The sequence below is a fragment of the Streptomyces sp. BPTC-684 genome (assembly GCF_030028635.1).
Classification (GTDB): Bacteria; Actinomycetota; Actinomycetes; order Streptomycetales; family Streptomycetaceae; genus Streptomyces; species Streptomyces noboritoensis.
The window spans coordinates 2,793,586-2,813,482 of sequence record NZ_CP124863.1 but is presented as its reverse complement, the minus strand read 5'-3'; the positions used below and the strand labels follow the sequence as shown (position 1 = coordinate 2,813,482).

The following is a 19,897-nucleotide window of genomic DNA, read 5'->3' as shown; positions in this document are numbered from 1 at the left end:
ACGCCACCCCTTTGCGGTCACTGCGTGGTTGATGTCGTGGTCAATGTCGTGGTCAAGTCGCGGTCAACTTCGGTCGAACCATCGTCGACTCATCCGTCAAAAGCGGTCATAGCATCACAAGACATGTCCACTGTGTGCAAGCACCGTATAACCACGTGTTGAGGGCAAGTTGGGCATCTGGCCCCTGCGGCGGCCGCCCCCGGGCATACGAAAGGCCCCGCACCACTCAAGTGCGGGGCCTCGTCGCGTACCGGCTCAGAACGGGTAGTCGGCGATCACCCACGTGGCGAACTCGCGCCACTGCGCGGCCGCGGCCTGGTGGGCCGGGTGTTCGAGGTAGCGCTTCAGCGCGTCCGCGTCCTCGACCGCCGAGTTGATGGCGAAGTCGTACGCGATGGGCCGGTCGGTGATGTTCCAGGCGCACTCCCAGAACCTCAGCTCGGGGACGAGCCCGTCCAACTCCTCGAACGCCTTCACTCCGGCGGCGACGCGGGCCTCGTCGCGCTCCACGCCTTCGTCGAGCTTGAAGAGGACCAGATGGCGGATCATGTGTGCTCCTTGCCGTACGTACGTGTCAGCGCCCCCGCCGATCGTACGAGCAGGCCTTCGCGAATCAGCGGACCAGCTCGGTCATGAACTGGCCGATCCCCTTCGCGGCGGAGGAGATCCCCTCGAACCCCGTCTGGACCATCCCCGCGGCCTCCACGGGCGAGGTGATGATCGTGTACAGCACGAAGACGACCGCGCAGTAGAGAAGGACCTTCTTCACGTCCACGTGCGTGCACCCTCCCCGGCTCCCCTGTGCGCTCGCGTGAGTCTAACCAACACCACTTCCGCCGTCCTCACCCCGTCTTTAAGGACCAAGGACCCCCGGATCGGGGCCCTTCGCCGGACGTTACGGACGTGACGCGGGAGCAGGATGGTTCCAGAGCCCGGCGGATCTGGCAGGAATCCGAAGGGCCGGAACAGGGCCTCACTGCGGGGCCCGCGCCGCGAGCTTCCCCCTGAACGCGGCGCGGGCTTGCAGGCCCGTTCTCGTCGGGGGGAGCGGCTTGTCCCCCCGATGCCGCTTCCCCCGTCCCAGCCGCGAAAGCCCCGGTCGTCCTCGACCGGGGCTCTCGCGTGTGCGGGGGTCCTCAGGCGTACGCAAGAAGGGCCCCGACGCTGTCGGGGCCCTTCTGAGAGCGGTAGCGGAGGGATTTGAACCCTCGGTGACTTGCGCCACACTCGCTTTCGAGGCGAGCTCCTTCGGCCGCTCGGACACGCTACCGAGAGAGAGCTTAGCCCAAGGTGGCCCGTGGTTCGAAATCCGTATGCGGCGACCGGGGTGAGACGTGGGTCACGGCCCGCCCGGAGCCTTGCCGGAGCCCGGTGAGCGGTCCCGGAAGAAGGCCGTCAGCCGCCGGGAGCACTCGTCCTCCAGGACGCCCTGGATCACCTCGGGGCGGTGGTTGAGGCGCCGGTCGCGCACCAGGTCCCACAGGGACCCGGCCGCGCCCGCCTTCTCGTCGCGCGCCCCGTACACGACCCGTTCGACCCGGGCCTGCACCAACGCGCCCGCGCACATGACGCAGGGCTCCAGGGTCACCACGAGCGTGCAGCCGGTCAGTCGCCACTCGCCGGTCTTCTGCGCCGCCCGCCGGAGCGCGACGATCTCCGCGTGCCCCGTGGGGTCGCCGGTGATCTCGCGCTCGTTGTGGGCGGTGGCGAGCACCTCGCCGGCCGCGGACAGCACGACGGCGCCGACCGGCACGTCGCCGGCCAGCGCGGCCCGCCCGGCCTCCCCGAGGGCGGTGCGCATCGGCTCCGCCCAGGGGTCGCGTACGGGATCGTGCGCCTCGGCCACTAGCGCACGGCCTCCAGCACCTCGGCCGCTCCCAGCGCGTCGGCGATCTCCACCAGCGCGTCCGAGTCGAGCGTGAGCAGCTGGCCCTCGCTCACGCCGAGGTCGGCGAGGATCGCGGTGTCCCCGAGCGGGCCCGCGGGCACCGGGTCGAGGGCGTCCACGGCTTCGTCGTCCGGGTCCTCCTGTTCGTCGAGGTCGCCGTCCTCCGTACCGTCGAGGTCCAGCGCGTCCAGGTCGTCGGCGCTGTCGTCGGAGGCCGGATCGCGGCCGAGCAGTTCGTCGGTCAGGAGGATTTCTCCGTACGAGGAACGGGCGGCGGCTGCGGCGTTGGAGACGTAGATGCGCGGGTCCTCCTCGCCGTCCACGCGGACGACGCCGAACCAGACATCCTCCTGCTCGATGAAGACGAGCACCGTGTCGTCGGCCCCGTCGGCCGTGGCCTCCCGGGCCAGGTCGGCGAGGTCGGACAGGGTCTCCACATCGTCGAGCTCTGTGTCGCTCGCTTCCCACCCGTCTTCGGTGCGCGCGAGCAGTGCGGCGAAGTACACCGTGACTCTCCCACTGGTCATAGGCGTGCCGGTTGGGGGTCCCCCCGGCCGTGGCTTCACTGGAATCGTTGCAGAAACAACGCCGTTGCGAGAGTTCTTCCGCGGTTGCGTTTCTCCGGTCGCCCCGCTGGCCGGATTCTCAGGTCACCAGCGGAAGGTTCGCATGCGCATGGCCTGGCGCATACGGGCCGCGCGGGCGCGGCGGGGCTGGACGCGGTCGCGCAGGGCCTTCGCCTCGTGCAGCTCGCGCAGGAACTGGGCGCGCCGGCGGCGCCGCTCGGCGGCGGTCTCGGGTCGCGCGTCGTCCGTGCCGTCCTGCTGGTCCGTGTCCTTGTCCGTCATGAGTGGGCACCGCCCCGGGGGTGTGTCGGTCCCTGGTCAGTCCCTCCCACCTTCCCTCGGGTGGGTGGTTTGATGCCAGCGCGGACGGCGCGGGCGGGCCGTTCGCCCGGTTACTGTGGGGTTATGCGTCTCCACGTCGTCGACCACCCCCTGGTCGCCCACAAGCTCACCACCCTGCGCGACAAGCGCACCGACTCGCCGACCTTCCGGCGCCTCGCCGACGAGCTGGTCACCCTGCTCGCGTACGAGGCCACGCGCGACGTGCGCACCGAGCAGGTCGACATCGAGACCCCGGTGACCCCGACGACGGGCGTGAAGCTGTCGTACCCGCGTCCGCTGGTCGTCCCGATCCTGCGGGCCGGTCTCGGCATGCTGGACGGCATGGTCCGGCTGCTGCCGACCGCCGAGGTGGGCTTCCTGGGCATGATCCGCAACGAGGAGACCCTGGAGGCCTCCACGTACGCGACGCGCATGCCGGAGGACCTCTCCGGGCGCCAGGTGTACGTCCTGGACCCGATGCTGGCCACGGGCGGCACGCTGGTCGCGGCGATCAAGGAGCTCATCAAGCGCGGCGCGGACGACGTGACGGCGGTCGTCCTGCTGGCCGCGCCCGAGGGCGTCGAGGTCATGGAGCGCGAGCTCGCGGGCACGCCGGTCACTGTCGTGACGGCGTCGGTGGACGAGCGGCTCAACGAGCACGGGTACATCGTGCCGGGGCTCGGGGATGCGGGCGACCGCATGTACGGCTCGGCGGAGTAGCGCGAGCTGCTGTTCGTCTGCGGGTGAGTGGGGGCTGGTCGCGCAGTTCCCCGCGCCCCTTTTTGGGCCGGTGTTCGTCTGCGGACCGTGGTGGGTTGCTCGCGCAGTTCCCCGCGCCCCTGAGATGCGCCCCTGCGGGGCGCCCAGGGGATTGCCGCGCAGCGGCATTTTCAGGGGCGCGGGGCTGTGACATTTGCGGCTCCGCCGCGTGGGCGCGACCAGCCCCCACCGGTCCGCAGACGAACGGAGTCCGGGGCGCTCAGCACTTGCCGGGCTGCTGCGTCGGCTTGGTCAGGGCTGCGAGCGCCGTGGACGCCTGCTGGGCCGGGTCCAGGGTCTGGAACGTCGAGCCCAGGATGAGGTCGACGTCCGGCGTGGTGCGGGCGTCCGTCTTCTGGGCCGCGCCCTTCAACTGCGTACTCAGGACCGAGAACGTGCCCCGCGTCGCCCCCGGCGCACCCAGCAGTATCCCGTTCCCGGTGACCTTCTTGTCGTACTCCGCCGGCGCGTTCCCCACCTTGCCGATGGCGAAGCCGCGCTTCTTGAGTTCGTCCGCCGTCTCCTTGGCGAGCCCACCCCGCGGCGTCGCGTTGTAGACGTTCACCGTGATCTGCGCGGGCTTCGGCAGCGCGGCTGCCGCCGCGGCCGCCGTGGACGGCGACGCGCTCGGCGCGCAGTCGTGCTTCGCGCCCGCCGTCTCCTTCTTCGCGTCGTCCGACCCGCCGAAGACGTCGATGAGCTGGATCGTCCCCCAGCCGATCAGGCCGAGGGCCACGACGGCGGCGACCGCCGCGAGCAGGAGTCGGCCGCGTCGGCGGGGGCGGCGCATCCTCGGGTACTTGTCACCCGTGATGCGGTACTTTCCGCCCATGCCGGGGGGAGTGAGCATGCTCATGTGCGCAGCGTAGTGCGGCCCGGTGGCGATGCCTACTAAATGATCAATGGATGGCGCCCGTATGCGCGGTAAAGGGCCCGAAAGGATCAGTAAGGATCACTCCGGACGGGCGTCCCCGGCCGCCGAAGAGGGGGCCGGTCGGCGCGAAGGGGAGCCGGTCAGTCCATTTCCAGTACGCGCGCGTGCAGCACCTGGCGCTGCTGGAGCGCCGCGCGCACCGCGCGGTGCAGCCCGTCCTCCAGGTAGAGGTCGCCCTGCCACTTCACGACGTGGGCGAAGAGGTCGCCGTAGAACGTGGAGTCCTCTGCGAGGAGGGTCTCCAGGTCGAGCTGGCCCTTCGTGGTGACGAGCTGATCGAGCCGGACCGGGCGCGGCGCGACGTCCGCCCACTGCCGGGTGCTTTCCCGGCCGTGGTCGGGGTACGGCCGCCCGCTTCCGATGCGCTTGAAGATCACACGGAAAGCCTACCGGGCAAGCGGCTCCGGGCGCAGCCATGGTGCGTGAGTGCGATCCTGGGCGGAGTGCCGCAAACCCGACATTGGGGGCTCGCCATGACCGACAGCGACGAGACGCCGGGCGCGGCGCGGGACATGACGCCGGGTCCGGAGCCGGACGTGACGCCTGGTGCGGAGCCGAGCGCGGCTCCGGGCGCGAAGCCCGGCGCGGAGCCGGACGTGGCGCCCGCCGGACCCCCGCCCGCGACCTCCTCCGTCTCCCTCCCTCCCCCCGTCGCCGAGATCGCCACCGGGTACGCCTTCACCGGTCCCGCCATGGAGCTCGGCTCCGTGCTGTGGGACGGGCAGTGCCACGCCGACGCGCAGGTCCGGATCCCGCTCGCCATGCTCAACCGGCACGGTCTGGTCGCCGGAGCCACCGGTACCGGCAAGACCAAGACGCTCCAGCTCATCGCCGAGCAGCTGTCCGCGAACGGCGTGCCGGTCTTCCTGGCCGACGTGAAGGGGGACGTCTCCGGGATCTCCGCGCCCGGGCAGGACAACCCCAAGGTGCGGGAGCGGGCCGGGCAGGTCGGGCAGACGTGGGAGGCGGCCGGTTTCCCCTGCGAGTTCTACGCGCTCGGCGGCATCGGCACGGGCATCCCGCTCCGCGCCACGGTCACCAGTTTCGGGCCCGTACTGCTGTCGAAGGTGCTCCAGCTCAACCAGACGCAGGAGCAGTCGCTCGGGCTGATCTTCCACTACGCCGACTCCAAGGGCCTTGAGCTGTACGACCTGAAGGACCTCAAGGCGGTCACCGGCTTCCTGGTCTCGGATGTCGGCAAGCCGGAGCTGAAGGGGATCGGCGGGCTTTCGTCCGTGACGGCCGGGGTGATCCTGCGGGCCATCACTGCCTTCGAGCAGCAGGGTGCGGCTGAGTTCTTCGGGGAGCCGGAGTTCGACGTCACCGAGCTGCTGCGGCTGGCGCCGGACGGGCGCGGGCTCGTGTCCGTACTCGAACTGCCCGCCGTCCAGGACAAGCCGCAGCTCTTCTCGACGTTCCTTATGTGGCTGCTCGCGGAGCTGTTCAACGGGCTGCCGGAGGTCGGGGACGTGGACCGGCCCAAGCTGGTCTTCTTCTTCGACGAGGCGCATCTGCTGTTCAGCGGGGCGTCGAAGGCGTTCCTGGAGTCGATCACGCAGACGGTGCGGCTGATTCGCTCGAAGGGGGTCGGCGTCTTCTTCGTGACGCAGACGCCGAAGGACGTGCCGGCGGATGTGCTGGGGCAGCTGGGCAACCGGGTGCAGCACGCGCTGCGGGCGTTCACGCCGGACGACGCGAAGGCGTTGAAGGCGACGGTGCGTACGTTTCCGAAGTCGCCGTACGACTTGGAGTCGACGCTCACCGGGCTCGGCACGGGGGAGGCGGTGATCACGGTCCTGAGCGAGTCGGGGGCGCCGACGCCGGTCGCGGCGACGCGGCTTCGGGCGCCGCGGTCCTTGATGGGGCCGGTGCCGGGGGAGGACCTCGACCGGCTGGTCAAGTCCTCGCTCTTGTACGGGCGTTACGCGGAGGCGGTCGATCGGGAGTCGGCGTTCGAGAAGCTGTCGGTGGAGGAGAGGGGGCGGGAGGCGGCGGCTGTGCAGGCGGCTCTGCCGGAGGGGAAACCGGAGGGGAAGAAGGAGGACAAGTCCCTGGCGGAGCAGGTGGTGGGGAGCGGGATCTTTCGCTCGCTGGCGCGGTCTGTGGGGACGCAGCTGGGGCGCGAGATCACGCGCTCGCTTTTCGGCACGCGCCGCAGATAGCCCCGTGGGCTGCGCCCCCGGCCCCCGTTCGTCTGCGGGCCGCATGTGGCTGGTCGCGCAGTTCCCCGCGCCCCTTTTTGGCCCGGTGTTTGTCTGCGGGTTGTGCTGGGTTGCTCGCGCAGTTCCCCGCGCCCCTAAGAATGCCGCTGCGCGGCAATCCCCGGGGCGCCCCGCAGGGGCGCTTCCAGGGGCGCGGGGAACTGCGCGAGCAACCACCGACGGCCCGCAGGCAAACCCCGGGCCCTCACTTCCGCGGCTTCGCCGCCTGCGCCTTCATTTCCTGTTTGTGCGCCCGCACCTTCGCCAGCGTCTCCGGGCCCGTGATGTCCGCTACCGAGCGGTGGCAGTCGGGTTCGCCGTAGGGGCCCGCCGCCTCGCGCCAGCCCGGCGGGCGGACGGCGAGCTGCTTGCCCAGGAGGGCCAGGAAGATGCGGGCCTTCTGGTCGCCGAAGCCGGGGAGGGCCTTGAGGCGGGTCAGCAGCTCCGCGCCCGTCGGCGCGTCCCGCCACACCGCCTCCGCGTCACCCCCGTACTCCTCCACCAGGAAGCGGCAGAGCTGCTGGACGCGCTGCGCCATGGAGCCGGGGTACCGGTGCACGGCCGGTTTCTGCTTCAGGAGGTCCGCGAAGGCGTCCGGGTCGTAGGACGCGATCGCCGCCGCGTCGAGGTCGTCCGCGCCCATCCGCGTCGCGATCGTGTACGGGCCCGCGAAGGCCCACTCCATCGGGATCTGCTGGTCGAGGAGCATGCCGACCAGCGCGGCCAGGGGGCTGCGGCCCAGCAGCGCGTCGGCCTCCGGCTGCTGGGACAGGTGCAGCGTGTGTGTCGGACTCGGTGCCATATACCGATGATCGACGGGGTGCCCGCGCTTCGCACCCGCCCGTCACCGTTTCCCCGTGAACTCACACTTTCGTATGACTGGTGCAACCGTTCGGAATGTTCACCCGGACGGCGGGTAGTGCTGGGGCCGACCAACTGGTGCCATCAGGAGGGGAAGCCCAGTGACCCAGCCGTTCGTCCTGCCGGATTTCTACATGCCGTATCCGGCACGGCTCAATCCCCATCTCGAAGCCGCGCGGGTGCACTCCCGCGCGTGGGCCCGCGAGATGGGCATGCTGGAGGGGTCCGGCATCTGGGAGCTGAGCGACCTCGACGCCCACGACTACGCGCTGCTGTGCTCGTACACCCACCCCGACTGCGACGCGGAAGCCCTGTCCCTCGTCACCGACTGGTACGTGTGGGTCTTCTTCTTCGACGACCATTTCCTCGAACAGTTCAAGAGGACTCTCGACCGGGACGGTGGCAAGGCCTATCTGGAACGGCTTGGCGCCTTTATGCCCATGGATCTTGATGAGGGGTTCCCCGAGCCCACCAACCAAGTCGAGAAAGGGCTCGCCGACCTGTGGGCGCGGACCGTTCCGCGTATGTCCTACGGCTGGCGGGAACGGTTCGCCGAGTCCACCCGCAACCTCCTCAACGAGTCCATGTGGGAGCTCGTCAACATGAACGCGGGGCGCATCGCCAACCCCGTCGAGTACATCGAGATGCGCCGCAAGGTCGGCGGCGCGCCCTGGTCGGCGGGGATCATCGAGTACGCGGCGAACGCCGAACTCCCGCCCGCCGTCGCCGCCTCGCGCCCGCTGCGGGTCCTCACCGACGCCTTCTCGGACGGCGTCCATCTGCGCAACGACCTCTTCTCGTACCAGAGGGAGGTGGAGAAGGAGGGCGAGCTCAGCAACGGGGTTCTCGTCCTGGAGACCTTCCTCGGGTGTTCCACCCAGGAAGCCGCCGAGACCGTCAACGACCTCCTCACCTCCCGGCTCCAGCAGTTCGAGAACACCGCCCTCACCGAAGTCCCGCCGCTGTGCCTGGACAAAGGGCTCAGCGCGGAGGAGTGCGCGCGGATCGCCGCGTACGTGAAGGGGCTCCAGGACTGGCAGTCCGGCGGGCACGAGTGGCACATGCGCTCCAGCCGGTACATGAACGAGGAGGCGCAGGAACGCAGTTCGCTGTTCGGCGGGGTGCTCGGCACCTCCGCGCTGGACATCAAGAACCTCTTCGGGCGCCCGGCCGCGGCCCGGCTGCGCAGCCACGCCCATGTGCCGTTCGAGCGCGTCGGGCCCTCCCTGCTGCCCGACTTCGACGTCCCCTTCGAGCTGGAACTCAGCCCGCACCACGCCGAGGCCCGGGACCTCTCGGTCGCCTGGGCACACCGGATGGGCCTGCTGAGCGATATCTGGGACGAGCAGAAGGTCCTCGGGTACGACCTGGCGCTCTGCTCGGCCGGGCTCGACCCGGACGCCACCCTGGAGGAGCTGGAGCTCCACGCGGAGTGGCTGACCTGGGGGACGTACGGGGACGACTACTACCCGCTGGTGTACGGGCGTTCGCGCGATCTCGCCGGTGCGCGGGTCGCCCATGCGCGGTTCCTGGACATCCTCGACACGGACCACCCGGAGGCGGGGACCGCCCTCGCGGCGACCCCGATGGAACGTTCGCTCGCCGATCTGTGGGCGCGCACGGCGGGCCCGATGTCCGCGTACGGACGCCGGACCTTCCGCCGCGCGGTCGAGGTGATGCTGGAGAGCTGGCTGTGGGAGCTGCACAACCAGGGCCAGCACCGCATCCCCGACCCGGTCGACTACATCGAGATGCGGCGGCGCACCTTCGGCTCCGACCTGACCGTGACCCTGAGCCGGATGCGGCACGCCGACACGCTGCCGCCGGAGATCTTCCGTACGGGCACGATGAGCGCCCTGGAGAACTCCGCGATGGACTACGGGATGCTGATCAACGACTTCTTCTCGTACCAGAAGGAGATCGAGTACGAGGGCGAGGTGCACAACCTGCTCCTGGTCGTGCAGCGCTTCTTCGACTGCGACTACCCGGCCGCCGTGCGGATCGCCGACGACCTGGTGCGCTCGCGGATGCAGCAGTTCCTCCACATCAAGAAGACCGAGATCCCGCTGCTGTACGAGGAGTTCGGGCTCGACGCGGACGGGCGGGCGGCGCTCGACGCGTATGTGAAGGAGTTCGAGGACTGGATCGCGGGGATCCTCCACTGGCACCGGAACGTGCGCCGCTACAGCGAGGAGTCGCTGCGCGGCGGCTCGCTGCCGAACGTGGTCCCCTCGGTGCTCGCCTCCTCCGGGCCCGGCACGGCCGCGCTGCGGCTCGCCCAACTGGTGGCGCAGCCGACGCACGCCCCGGTAGCGGGGCTCAGCGGGGCGTGATCGACTTGCGGGCATGGGCCATGACCATGGACCTCCCACCGGCACCCTGAGCGGTACGTTCCGCAGCAGGCTGCTGTGGACCATCGGCATCAGCGCGTCGATCACCGTCATCCAGGTGGTCGGCGCGCTGCTCTCCGGCTCGCTCGCGCTGCTCGCGGACGCCGCGCACAGCCTCACCGACGCGGTCGGCGTCGCGCTGGCGCTCGGCGCGATCACCCTGGCCCAGCGCGCCCCCACGCCCCGGCGCACCTTCGGCTTCTACCGCGTGGAGATCTTCTCGGCCGTCCTGAACGCCCTGCTGCTCGTGGCGATCTTCATCTGGGTGCTGTGGTCGGCGATCGGCCGGTTCAGCGAGCCGGTGGAGGTCAAGGGCGGGCTGATGTTCGCGGTCGCGGTGGGCGGGCTCGCGGCGAACCTGGTCGGCCTCTGGCTGCTGCGGGACGCCAAGGACCAGAGCCTCAATCTGCGCGGCGCCTATCTGGAGGTCCTGGGCGACGCGCTCGGCTCGGTCGCGGTGATCGTCGGCGGTCTGGTCATCCTCCTGACGGGCTGGCAGGCGGCCGACCCGATCGCCTCCATCGTGATCGGCCTGCTGATCGTGCCGAGGGCGTACGGACTGCTGCGCGACGCCCTGCACGTCCTGATGGAGGCCGCCCCGCAGGACATGGACCTGGCGGAGGTGCGGCGGCACCTCCTTGAGGAGCCCGGCGTGCTGGCGGTCCACGATCTGCACGGCTGGACCGTCACCTCCGGGATGCCGGTCCTCACCGCCCATGTGGTGGTCTCCGACGACGCGCTGGCCGACGGGTACGGGGACCTCCTCGGGCGCCTCCAGCGGTGCGTCGGCGACCACTTCGACGTGGCCCATTCCACGATCCAGCTGGAGCCCGAGGGACACCCCGAGACGCCCGGTGCACTGCACAGCTAAGCGCTCCGCTGGAAGTGCGGGTATTCGACTGCGGGCCGTCTGTGGCTGGTCGCGCAGTTCCCCGCGCCCCTTTGGGGCACGCGGCACCGCGGTACGCCCTTGTCACATCCGGGCCCGGCGCGTCGTCCTAGGGACATGGACATCGCCATTGCGGGAGGGACGGGGACGCTGGGAAGCCGCGTCGCCGAGGAGCTGCGCACACGGGGGCACCGCGTGCGGGTGCTGAGCCGTAGGTCACCGGAATACCGGGTCGACCTGACCACCGGGGAGGGACTGATCGACGCCCTTGCGGGGTGCGACGTCGTGGTGGACGCGGCCAACGGCCACGGGACCGCCAAGGGGGCGGCCCGCACGCTCGTGGACGGGTCGCGGCGGCTGCTCGCCGCCGCGCGCGCCGTGGGCGTACAGCACCACGTATGCGTCTCGATCGTGGGCTGCGACATGGTGCCGATGGGATACATGCAGGTCAAGGCCGAGCAGGAGTGGGTCGTACGGGAGGGCAGGGTGCCCTGGACGATCGTGCGGGCCACCCAGTTCCACGAACTGCTCGCCTCGACGCTCGCGTCGGCCGCCAAGTGGGGCGTGGTGCCGGTGCCCCGGGCGCGGCTGCGCACGGTCGCCTGCATGGAGGCCGCCTGGGTAGTCGCCGACGTGGCGGAGGGGGTGCCGCACCGGGGGCGGATCGAGGTCTGCGGGCCCGAGGACACCGACGTCCGCGAGATGGCCCGGGTCTGGCGCAGCGTCACCGGGCGCAAGGCCGTGCTGATGCCGATGCCGCTGCCCGGCCGGATGGGCCAGGCGCTGCGGGCGGGCGCGCTCACCGTGGAGCGGCCTGACGTGCGCGGCACCATGTCGTTCGGGGAGTGGCTGCGCACCGAGCAGGTCTGGGCGAGCGTCGCGGGGCTGCGGTGAGCGGGGCGCGCGGGCCGCTGTCCAACGAGGACGGACTGGCCCGGGCCTTCGAACGCGAGCGGCCCCGGCTGCTGCGGGTCGCCTATACGACGACGGGGTGCCTGGCGGAGGCGGAGGACTGCGTCCAGGAGGCGTGGCTGCGGCTGCGCGGCCTCAAGGACCCGGGCGCCGTACGGGATCTGCGCGCCTGGCTGACGACGACCGTGGGGCGCCTGGCCCTGGACGCGCTGGGCAGCGCGCGGGTGCGGCGCGAGCGGTACGTCGGCACCTGGCTGCCCGAGCCGCTGGTGGAGCACGCGCCGGACGAGCAGGACCCCGCCGACCGGGTCACGCTCGACGAGTCGGTGTCGATGGCGTTGATGATCGTCCTGGACGAGCTGTCGCCCGCCCAGCGCACCGCGTTCCTGCTGCACGACGTGTTCGGGCTGCCCTTCGAGGAGGTCGCGGGCGTGGTGGGCCGCACCCCGGCGGCCGTACGCCAGCTGGCCTCGCGGGCCCGCCGCCACGTCGACGGCAGCCGCCCGCACCACCCCGCCGGGTACGCCCGCCAGCGCGAGCTGGTCAGCGCCTTCGGCCAGGCCTGCCAGGAGGGGGATCTGGAGCGGCTTGTCTCGCTGCTCGACCCCGAGGTGGTCTGGCGCGGCGACGGCGGCGGCAAGGTGACCGCGCTGCACGGCATCGTGCGCGGCGCGGACAACGTGGCGCGCGGCATCGTCGCCCTCACCCGGGTGCACGTCCCGCCGGACGGGCTGCGCCTCGCGCACGTCAACGGCGCGCCCGGGCTTGCCCTGTACCACTGGGACGGCGCCCGCACGATCGTGGCGATCACCGTGGACGGTGGCCGGATCACGTCCGTGGACGCCATCCGCAACCCGGACAAGCTCACGCACGTACCGGATGCGTAAGCGCTCCGCTGGGAGTGCGGTTGTCCGACTGCGGGCCGGTGGGGGCTGATCGCGCAGTTCCCCGCGCCCCTGGGGCCGTTTTGGGATCCGCCTGTTCTTCATCGTTCGCGCCCGTGCCACGCCGACCGGCCCGGGCAGCCCGTCGAGCCCCCTCCGGCTGGTCACCCCGTGATCAGCCGGAGGGCGGCCAGTGCGCCGATGCCGAAGGCGATCGTGAGGTAGAAGTTCCGGGTGCGCCAGGCCAGGTAGAGGGTGGGGACCGCCAGCCAGAGGCCGTAGTTGGACCAGCCGAGGTCGAGCGACCCGGACGGGACGAACAGCGACGGCGCGAGCAGTGCCGCGATCACCGCCGCCGGGACCTGCCGCAGCCACACCACCACCGGGCGGGGCAGCGAGGCCGCCGCCAGGAACAGGGTGGGCAGCAGCCGGGGCCCGAAGGTGACGGCGGCCATCCCCGCGATGGTGAGGGCGAGGGTGAGCTGGCTCATCGGACTCCTTCGGTCGTACGTTCCTTGCCCTCGGCGGGTGCGATCGCCAGGCCGAACGTGGCCGCGAGGGCCGCCGCGACGAGCACCGCCCAGTACTGGAGGCCGAGCAGGGTCAGCACGGTCGCGCCGCCGCCCGCCACCGCCGCGACCGCGAGGCCGCGCCGGTCGGTGACGATCCCGGCCGCGAGCAGGGCCATGAACATGGCGGGCAGCGCGTAGTCGAGGCCGAGCGCGCGGACGTCGCTGACCAGGTCACCGGCGAGCACCCCGGCCAGCGTGCCCGCGACCCAGGAGGCGTGCACGGCCAGGTTGAAGGCGAACACCTCGGCCTTGGGGCGGTCGGGCCGCTCGGCGTACTGCGCGGAGTGCACGGCGAACGCCTCGTCGGTCAACTCGTAGGCGAACAGCGCCTGTTCGCGCCGCCGCCACCCCGCCAGGCGCGGGGCGACGGCCGCCGAGAGCAGCAGGTGCCGCAGGTTCACCACGAAGGTGGTGAGCACGATGGCGTACGGGGCCGCGCCCACGCCGATGAGCTGGAGCGCGGCGAACTGGGACGAGCCGCCGTAGACGAAGAGGGACATGGCCACCATCGCCCACCCTGGCAGCCCGGCGGTGTGCCCCAGCACCCCGAACGCGAAGGCGACGGGGACGTAGCCGAGCATCACCGGGACCGCCTGCGCGAGGCCGGCCGGAACGGGGGCTGGGGGATGCGCAGCCCGGCTAGAACGGGGTGCCGCTGCGCCCACCCTCCCCCAAGCTCTCGGCTTCGCTCGAGCAGGGGGGACCCCCATCGCCCCAGCGGCACGATTGCCCGCAGCGGCGCGGGTATCTACAGGTCGCATTCGTACGTCCTCTCCCCCACCGCCGGGCGGAAGCCCACGCCCGTCCACAGGGCGGCCGCCGCCGGGTTGCCGTCGAGGACGGCCAGGAACACCCGCCGCACGCCCCGGCGGCGGAACGCGGCCAGCGCGTCCTCCGCCATGACGCGGGCGAGACCGGCCCGGCGGTGCGCGGGGGCGACCACCGCGTGGCTGATGCTGCCGCGCACCCCGAAGCTGCCCGCGAGCAGCGCCGCGACGACGTGGCCCGCCGGGTCCCGTACCACCCGGCACAGGTCGGCCGAGTGGGCCAGGTGGCCGCGCAGGAGCGCCTCGTCCTCCCACTCGCAGTACGCGGTCTGCGGGGCTGCCCGCAGCAGTGCGATGACGTGGGGGACGTCGGCCGGGGCCATGGGTGCGGAGGCGGCGGGGGCCGCGGGGGCCCCCGCCTGCGGCGCGAGGGCCAGTACCGCCGCGCTCATCAGACCAGCGTCTCGTACGGAGAGCCCGGCAGCGAGAACGAGATCGCCAGGACATCGCGGTAGCCGCCCTTGTCCTCGCCCGCGCTCAACCCCGTGACGTGGTGCTTCATCGCGCGGTCCTCGAAGATGAGCGAGTCGAGCGGGGTCAGGAACGTCGCCTTGGCCAGCGGCTCCTCCTCCCAGGTGAACACGGTGCTGTGGCCGCCCTCGACGTCCACGCGCGAGATCAGGTGCAGCCCCGCCCACGGGTAGCCGTCGGAGTGGATGCCCTCGGGGACCAGCTCGTTGTACTGGCCCGGGTTGATCTCGATCCGGATCTGGTGGATCTGGCACTGCCAGGCGCGGTCGCGGTACTCGTCCTCGATCGGCAGGTTGTCGAAGTCGTAGCGGACCAGCGCCTGGAAGAGCGGGTTGCGGTACGTCGACTCCTCGACGTCCCCGAAGTGGCGCACCACACCGCCGACGAACGAGTTCATCTCCTCGCTCTGGAAGTACGCGACGTGGTCGAGCGGGGCCAGCTCGCCGGTGGCCGGGACGTAGGTGAAGTCGCTGTAGCGGCGGGTGCGCACGGCGCGGTCGCCGCCGCCGAAGTGCTCGTCCGGGGTGAGCCGGCCCCAGGAGGCCTGGAGGCCGTCGAAGGCGGCGGCGAGCTCGGGGCTCAGGGTCAGGTCCCCGGCCGACACCAGCGCGTACCGCTGCCCGCGCAGTTGCTCGCGCAGGTCGGGGCCGACGGAGGTGATGGTCTCGGGGGCGGGTATCAGGGCAGCAGCTGTGGTCATGTTCCGTTCCTTACGGGTGGGTTGGGCAAGCAGAGGGAGGGTCAGCGCAGGCCCAGCGACTCGTACGTGGCGTCGAGCTCCGCCACGTCGAGCCCGGCCGCCTCGCGGACCAGGCGGATCGCCCGGTAGATCTGGTTGATGTGCGCGATGTCGTGGCCGATGACCTTGCGGATCATGACCTCCATCGTTTCGCCGCCCTGCTCGCCGTGGCGGCCGGTGCGCTGCCAGTCCTCGGCGGGCAGCGCCGCGAGCAGCGCCACGTTGGAGGCGCGAAGCCCGGTCCAGGCGTCGAGCATCTGCCGGAACGGCAGCCGGGGCAGCGGGGCCCACAGAGCCTCGTCGTAGCCGGGGTAGACCGGGTTGTCCTCGGTGGCCACCAGGCGCCAGCGGAAGCCGTAGACGATGTCGACGTCGAAGAGGTGGCCGACGATGAACGCGGCCGGCCACTCGCCCTCCTCCGGGACGGTCTCGGCGAGCTCGGTGGGCAGGTCGGCGAAGAGCTGCCGGGCCCACACGGGCGTCTTGGCGAGCACGTCGAACGGGTCGCGCTCCCCGGCGACTTCGAGCAGCGCGGTGACGTACGCGGCGGGGTCCTCGGTGGCCGAGGGGATGTCGATGCGGTGGACGGTGGAGGTGGTCATGGTGGTACCAAGTGCCTTTCCTGGATGGGGTGCTGGGTGAGGTGTGTCGTACGTCAGGTGGTGGCCTTCACCGGCTCCTGGGCGGCCGCCGCCGGGGCTTCGTCCCGTACCCGGGAGCCCGGCTTGGCGCCGAGGACCAGCAGGGCGCCGACGCCCGCGACCGCGCCGCAGACGGTCCAGTGCACCGGCGGGGACACGCTGTAGAGGAGGCCGCCGACGGCCGGGCCGAGCGCGCCGGCCAGGGTGTGGGCGATGCCCTCGGCGCCCTGGTAGCGGCCGCGCAGATGGGCGGGCGAGAACTCGGCGGGGTACGCGTTGGCGATCGGGGTGTAGACCGTCTCGGCGACCGTCCAGATCACCACGGTCAGCGCGAGCAGCCACACCGCGCTCATCGCACCCGTCAGCGCCATGCCGACGCCGAGCAGCAGCAGCCCGGCGGCGATGACCCGGCGCGGGTCGCGGCGCTCGGTGTGCTTGGTCAGCGGCAGCTCGATCACCACGCACAGCAGCGCGTTGAGGCCGAGCAGCAGGCCGTAGGCGCCGTTGCCGAAGCCCGCGTCGGTGACGTGCAGCGGGAGCGTGGCGGTGGACTGCCCGTACACGAAGGTCGCCGCGACCATCGAGCCGAGGAAGAGGAGGTAGGGCCGGTCGGAGAAGACCTCGCGGTAACCGCCCTTCGGCGCCGGGGAGTCGGCGGCCTGCGGGGCCGGGAGGCCCGCCGGGAGCGTGAGCAGCGCCAGCGTGCCGAAGGCGAAGGAGAAGAGCGCGTCGCCGAGGAAGACGTAGGTGTACGAGTAGCCGCTCAGCAGACCGCCGACCAGCGGGCCGACCGCCATGCCGACGTTGATGGCGAGCCGCAGCACGGCGAACGCCGTCACCCGGCGTTCCTCCGGGACCGTGTCCACAAGCAGTGCGCCCGCCGCCGGGCGGTAGAGCTGGGCGAAGACGCCGACCAGGCCGACCAGCGCGGTCGTGGTGAACAGGCCGTCGGTCAGCGGCACCGCCGCCGTCGCGGCGCTGGAGCCGAACATCGAGACCGCGATGGCGGTGCGCCGCCCGAAGCGGTCGGCGACCGTGCCGCCCACCGCGTTGCCGACGAAGGCGCCGAGCCCGACGACGCCGAGGGCCACGCCCGCCTGGAAAGCGGAGAACCCCTTCGACACCAGGAACAGCACCAGAAACACATTGAGGAAATTGCCGAATTTGATGAGGAACATTCCGGCGAAGATCACCCAGGCACTTCTGGGGAGTTCGCGCAATCGTCGGCGCAGGGGCTCGTCGCTCGCCGCCATGGCGGGGCTCCTTCCGGGGGACACCGGGGTCGGGGGGAGGTGATGGCCCCATGAAAGCCGCCGGTCAGAGCGGTGCCCAGAGGAAAGCGGTGGCATGAAACGGCCCGGCACGATCGTGCCCGCGCCCCGGTCCCGGGGCGGTTCTGCGTCATTCGTGCCGGGCACGGTTGTGCCAGCGGGAAAGCATTTCCAGGGCGGAATTCCTGCCGCAGAGTTCTGGCCATGACCGATCACCTGCTTCTCGTCGTCGGCGGCCGGATACAGACGCTGCGCAAGGCGGCGGCGCTGGGCATCCGCTTCGTACTGATCCAGCACAAGGACCAGTTCGTGCCGGAGGCCGCACAGCTCGCCGAGGCCGTCCTCATCGCCGACTACACCGACTGGAACACCACCCGCCCGCTCGTCGAGGCGGCCCACGAGGCCTACGGGTTCACCCGCGTCGTCTCGATCACCGAGCCCGGCCTCGTCCCGGCCGGACGGATCAGCGACCACCTGGGGCTCGGCGGCACCTCCGAGGAGGTCGCGGAGCTGCTGCGCGACAAGCACGCGATGCGCGTCCACCTCGCCGCGTCCGACTCCGCCGAGGTGCGAGCGCTCTCGGTGGCCGCCGCCGAGGTCCGAAGCGCCCAGGACCTGGTGGAGTTCGGGGCCGCGCACGGCTACCCGTTCGTCCTCAAGCCCGTGGACGCGACCGCCAGCCTCGGTGTCGTACGGATCGACGGGCCCGACCGGGCCGAGGCCGCCTGGGCCGAGGTGGAGGCGCTGCGGGCCCGCACCGACCTCCAGTGGGGCGCGTTCTTCACGATCGGCCGGTTCATCGCCGAGCAGTACATCTCCGGGCCCGAGTACAGCGTGGAGACGTTCTCCTTCGCGGGCCGCCACGTCGTGCTCGCCGTCACCGAGAAGCTGACCGGCGGCGAGGGGTTCATCGAGCTGGGGCACGCCCTGCCGGCCCGGCTCGACCCGGCCGCCGAGCGCCGGATCGAGGAGGCCGTCGCCCGCTTCCTGGACGCGGTCGGGCTCACCGACGGCGCCGCCCACACCGAGCTGCGGCTCTCGCCGTCGGGCCCGCAGATCATCGAGAGCCACAACCGGATGGGCGGTGACCGGATCTTCGACCTGCTGGACGCGGCGTTCGGCATCGACCTCGAAGAGTGGATCGTGGCCTGGCAGTTCGGGCTGATCCCGGCGCTCACCGAGCGGCCCGTCCCCCGTACGTCGGCCGCGACCCGCTTCCTTTCGGCGCGGCCCGGCACGGTGGTGGAGATCCAGGGCGCGGACGAGGCCAGGGCGCTGGAGGACGTCATCGACGTGGAGACCACCGTCCGCCCCGGCGACACCGTGGGCGAGCTGCGCGGCAACTGGGACCGGGTCGGCCAGGTGCTCACCACCGGCGCCGACACCGCCGCCGCGATCGCCACGGCCGAGCGGCTGACCGAGAAGGTCACCGTGGTCACCGAGGGAGCGGGCGCGTGAAGATCCTGCTGATCATGCGGAACACCTACGCGTGGCACCGCGAGCACATCGAGACGCTTGAGCGGATGGGGCTGGAGATCCATCTCGCCACCCAGGTCGCCGCCGCCTCGTACGACGGCCGGTTCGCCTCCGTCGTACGGCTCGAAAAGGGCCTGGAGACCGAGGAGTTGGCCGAGGTCTGCGCCAAGGCGGCCGTCGACCTCGGGATCGCGAACGCCCTCACCTTCTACGACAGCGACATCGTGGTGACCTCCCGGGTCAACCAGCTGCTCGGCCACGCCTGGCCGCGCCCCGAGGCCGACGAGATCTCCCGCGACAAGCGGCTCCAGCGGGCCTTCCTGGAGCGGCACGGGCTGCCGGGACCGCGTTCGGCGGCCGTCGCCGGTGTCGGGGCGGGGCTCGCCGCCGCCGAGTCGTTCACGTACCCCTTCATCGTCAAGCCCAGCGCGCTGGCCGCCTCCATGGGCGTCAGCCTCGTCCACGACCGGGACGGCCTGGAGCGGGCGCTCGTGGACATCACGAAACTCGTCGAGCAGTGGGGCGGCTACTTCCCCAGCGACGGCCCCGACATCGCGCTCCTGGAGGACTTCCTGCCCGGCAAGGAGGTCACCCTCGACGGGGTGGTCGTCGCCGGGCGGTTCCACCTGGTCGGGGTCACCAACAAGATGCAGATGCCGGGACCGTACTTCGAGGAGGACTTCTACACGCTGCCGTTCCGCACCCCCGAGGAGGAGCCGGAGCTGGTGGCCGTGGCCGAGGGGATCGTGGCGGGTCTCGGCGTCGAGCACTGCCTGTTCAACGCCGAGTTCCGGCAGGACGCCGAGGGCCGCTACCGGGTCGTGGAGTTCGCCACCCGGATGAGCGGCGGCCAGAACTACCGCAATCTGCGCGAGGTCCACGGCATCGACGCGGTCCGCCTCTACGCCAAGGCCGTGCTCGCCGGGGACGACCCCGCGGCGCGCGCCGCGATCCTCACCGGCGAGGTGCCGCGCGCCGCCGTCCCGCGCGCCGCCACCTGCATCAAGTTCGCCTACCGGACCGGCACGCTGGTCCGCAACAACCCCGGCGACGCCTTCCACTCGCCGTACTTCCGCTCGTACATCCCCGCCTCCCGGCCCGGCGACCGGCTGCGGCGCGCCCCCGAGGGCTGGTACGAGATCGCCGGCTCGCTCGCGGTGGCCGCGCCCTACCGGGAGAGCGCCGACATCGACCGGGTCGAGCGGATCGCCGCCGACCTCGACGAACGCCTGGACGTCGTGGTCGTACCGGCCACTTCAGCTGCCTGACCTGCGAGAACGAGCGAGAACAAGCGG

The 19,897-nt window shown here is 71.5% G+C and carries 22 protein-coding genes and 1 tRNA gene; 8 read left to right on the top strand and 15 right to left on the bottom strand.

Annotated features, from left to right (window positions below):
- Nucleotides 1-255 precede the first annotated feature (255 nt).
- From QIY60_RS12510 to QIY60_RS12485, 6 genes are all read right to left on the bottom strand, one after another.
- Nucleotides 256-549: a Dabb family protein gene (locus QIY60_RS12510; protein WP_283142481.1), complete on the bottom strand. Its 294-nt coding sequence runs from the start codon at nucleotides 547-549 to the stop codon at nucleotides 256-258.
- 64 nt (nucleotides 550-613) lie between these two features.
- Nucleotides 614-775: a hypothetical protein gene (locus QIY60_RS12505; protein WP_180357221.1), complete on the bottom strand. Its 162-nt coding sequence runs from the start codon at nucleotides 773-775 to the stop codon at nucleotides 614-616.
- A gap of 410 nt (nucleotides 776-1,185) precedes the next feature.
- Nucleotides 1,186-1,270, bottom strand: a tRNA-Ser gene (locus tag QIY60_RS12500).
- 69 nt (nucleotides 1,271-1,339) lie between these two features.
- Nucleotides 1,340-1,801 carry a tRNA adenosine(34) deaminase TadA gene (gene tadA, locus QIY60_RS12495; protein WP_283145906.1) on the bottom strand — a complete coding sequence of 154 codons (462 nt, stop codon included), beginning with the start codon at nucleotides 1,799-1,801 and terminating at the stop codon, nucleotides 1,340-1,342.
- Nucleotides 1,802-1,845: 44 nt separating this feature from the next.
- The gene (locus QIY60_RS12490; protein ID WP_190091956.1) at nucleotides 1,846-2,415 is read right to left on the bottom strand and encodes a hypothetical protein; all 570 of its coding nucleotides are present in this window, start codon (nucleotides 2,413-2,415) and stop codon (nucleotides 1,846-1,848) included.
- A 123-nt stretch (nucleotides 2,416-2,538) separates the two neighbouring features.
- Nucleotides 2,539-2,736: a hypothetical protein gene (locus tag QIY60_RS12485; protein WP_283142480.1), complete on the bottom strand. Its 198-nt coding sequence runs from the start codon at nucleotides 2,734-2,736 to the stop codon at nucleotides 2,539-2,541.
- A gap of 123 nt (nucleotides 2,737-2,859) precedes the next feature.
- Between QIY60_RS12485 and upp the strand changes: the two genes are divergently transcribed.
- Entirely contained in the window at nucleotides 2,860-3,495 is a 636-nt protein-coding gene (upp, locus tag QIY60_RS12480) for a uracil phosphoribosyltransferase (protein ID WP_101389265.1), read from the top strand.
- Nucleotides 3,496-3,754: 259 nt separating this feature from the next.
- On the opposite strand, the gene QIY60_RS12475 is transcribed toward upp, so the two are convergent.
- A complete protein-coding gene (locus QIY60_RS12475) occupies nucleotides 3,755-4,390 on the bottom strand; it encodes a LytR C-terminal domain-containing protein (RefSeq protein WP_283142479.1) in 636 nt (211 codons plus the stop codon).
- Nucleotides 4,391-4,548: 158 nt separating this feature from the next.
- Nucleotides 4,549-4,845 carry a type II toxin-antitoxin system VapB family antitoxin gene (locus tag QIY60_RS12470; protein WP_053725882.1) on the bottom strand — a complete coding sequence of 99 codons (297 nt, stop codon included), beginning with the start codon at nucleotides 4,843-4,845 and terminating at the stop codon, nucleotides 4,549-4,551.
- A gap of 315 nt (nucleotides 4,846-5,160) precedes the next feature.
- On the opposite strand from QIY60_RS12470, the gene QIY60_RS12465 reads away from it, so the two are divergent.
- Nucleotides 5,161-6,630 (top strand): helicase HerA-like domain-containing protein, encoded by a 1,470-nt coding sequence (locus QIY60_RS12465; protein ID WP_283145905.1) that lies wholly within the window; start codon nucleotides 5,161-5,163, stop codon nucleotides 6,628-6,630.
- Nucleotides 6,631-6,874: 244 nt separating this feature from the next.
- On the opposite strand, the gene QIY60_RS12460 is transcribed toward QIY60_RS12465, so the two are convergent.
- Nucleotides 6,875-7,471 (bottom strand): HhH-GPD-type base excision DNA repair protein, encoded by a 597-nt coding sequence (locus tag QIY60_RS12460; RefSeq protein WP_283142478.1) that lies wholly within the window; start codon nucleotides 7,469-7,471, stop codon nucleotides 6,875-6,877.
- A 160-nt stretch (nucleotides 7,472-7,631) separates the two neighbouring features.
- Here QIY60_RS12460 and QIY60_RS12455 point away from each other — a divergent pair, with 160 nt between their 5' ends.
- The 4 genes from QIY60_RS12455 (at nucleotide 7,632) to sigJ (ending at nucleotide 12,608) form a co-directional block, all read left to right on the top strand.
- Entirely contained in the window at nucleotides 7,632-9,863 is a 2,232-nt protein-coding gene (locus QIY60_RS12455; protein ID WP_283142477.1) for a germacradienol/geosmin synthase, read from the top strand.
- Nucleotides 9,864-9,876: 13 nt separating this feature from the next.
- The gene (locus QIY60_RS12450; protein ID WP_283142476.1) at nucleotides 9,877-10,791 is read left to right on the top strand and encodes a cation diffusion facilitator family transporter; all 915 of its coding nucleotides are present in this window, start codon (nucleotides 9,877-9,879) and stop codon (nucleotides 10,789-10,791) included.
- A gap of 135 nt (nucleotides 10,792-10,926) precedes the next feature.
- Nucleotides 10,927-11,703 (top strand): NAD(P)H-binding protein, encoded by a 777-nt coding sequence (locus QIY60_RS12445; RefSeq protein WP_283142475.1) that lies wholly within the window; start codon nucleotides 10,927-10,929, stop codon nucleotides 11,701-11,703.
- 17 nt (nucleotides 11,704-11,720) lie between these two features.
- The gene (gene sigJ, locus QIY60_RS12440) at nucleotides 11,721-12,608 is read left to right on the top strand and encodes an RNA polymerase sigma factor SigJ (RefSeq protein ID WP_283145904.1); all 888 of its coding nucleotides are present in this window, start codon (nucleotides 11,721-11,723) and stop codon (nucleotides 12,606-12,608) included.
- A 161-nt stretch (nucleotides 12,609-12,769) separates the two neighbouring features.
- Here sigJ and QIY60_RS12435 read toward each other — a convergent pair whose 3' ends face one another.
- From QIY60_RS12435 to QIY60_RS12410, 6 genes are all read right to left on the bottom strand, one after another.
- Entirely contained in the window at nucleotides 12,770-13,096 is a 327-nt protein-coding gene (locus tag QIY60_RS12435) for an AzlD domain-containing protein (protein ID WP_283142474.1), read from the bottom strand.
- Complete coding sequence (locus QIY60_RS12430) at nucleotides 13,093-13,758, bottom strand: AzlC family ABC transporter permease (protein WP_283142473.1); 666 nt, start codon at nucleotides 13,756-13,758, stop codon at nucleotides 13,093-13,095. Before QIY60_RS12430 ends, QIY60_RS12435 begins: the two co-directional genes overlap by 4 nt.
- Nucleotides 13,759-13,925: 167 nt before the next feature.
- Nucleotides 13,926-14,396, bottom strand: coding sequence for a GNAT family N-acetyltransferase (locus QIY60_RS12425; RefSeq protein WP_283142472.1), 471 nt, complete (start codon nucleotides 14,394-14,396; stop codon nucleotides 13,926-13,928).
- On the bottom strand, nucleotides 14,396-15,175 hold the full coding sequence (locus QIY60_RS12420; RefSeq protein ID WP_283142471.1) for a 2OG-Fe dioxygenase family protein: 780 nt from the start codon (nucleotides 15,173-15,175) through the stop codon (nucleotides 14,396-14,398). The genes QIY60_RS12425 and QIY60_RS12420 overlap by 1 nt, the downstream gene beginning before the upstream one ends.
- A 41-nt stretch (nucleotides 15,176-15,216) precedes the next feature.
- Nucleotides 15,217-15,816, bottom strand: coding sequence for a DinB family protein (locus QIY60_RS12415; RefSeq protein ID WP_283142470.1), 600 nt, complete (start codon nucleotides 15,814-15,816; stop codon nucleotides 15,217-15,219).
- A 53-nt stretch (nucleotides 15,817-15,869) separates the two neighbouring features.
- A complete protein-coding gene (locus tag QIY60_RS12410; RefSeq protein ID WP_283142469.1) occupies nucleotides 15,870-17,108 on the bottom strand; it encodes an MFS transporter in 1,239 nt (412 codons plus the stop codon).
- Nucleotides 17,109-17,330: 222 nt separating this feature from the next.
- Between QIY60_RS12410 and QIY60_RS12405 the strand changes: the two genes are divergently transcribed.
- Together QIY60_RS12405 and QIY60_RS12400 are read left to right on the top strand one after the other, a co-directional pair.
- Nucleotides 17,331-18,584 carry an ATP-grasp domain-containing protein gene (locus QIY60_RS12405; protein ID WP_283142468.1) on the top strand — a complete coding sequence of 418 codons (1,254 nt, stop codon included), beginning with the start codon at nucleotides 17,331-17,333 and terminating at the stop codon, nucleotides 18,582-18,584.
- A complete protein-coding gene (locus tag QIY60_RS12400) occupies nucleotides 18,581-19,870 on the top strand; it encodes an ATP-grasp domain-containing protein (RefSeq protein WP_283142467.1) in 1,290 nt (429 codons plus the stop codon). The genes QIY60_RS12405 and QIY60_RS12400 overlap by 4 nt, the downstream gene beginning before the upstream one ends.
- Nucleotides 19,871-19,897 lie beyond the last annotated feature (27 nt).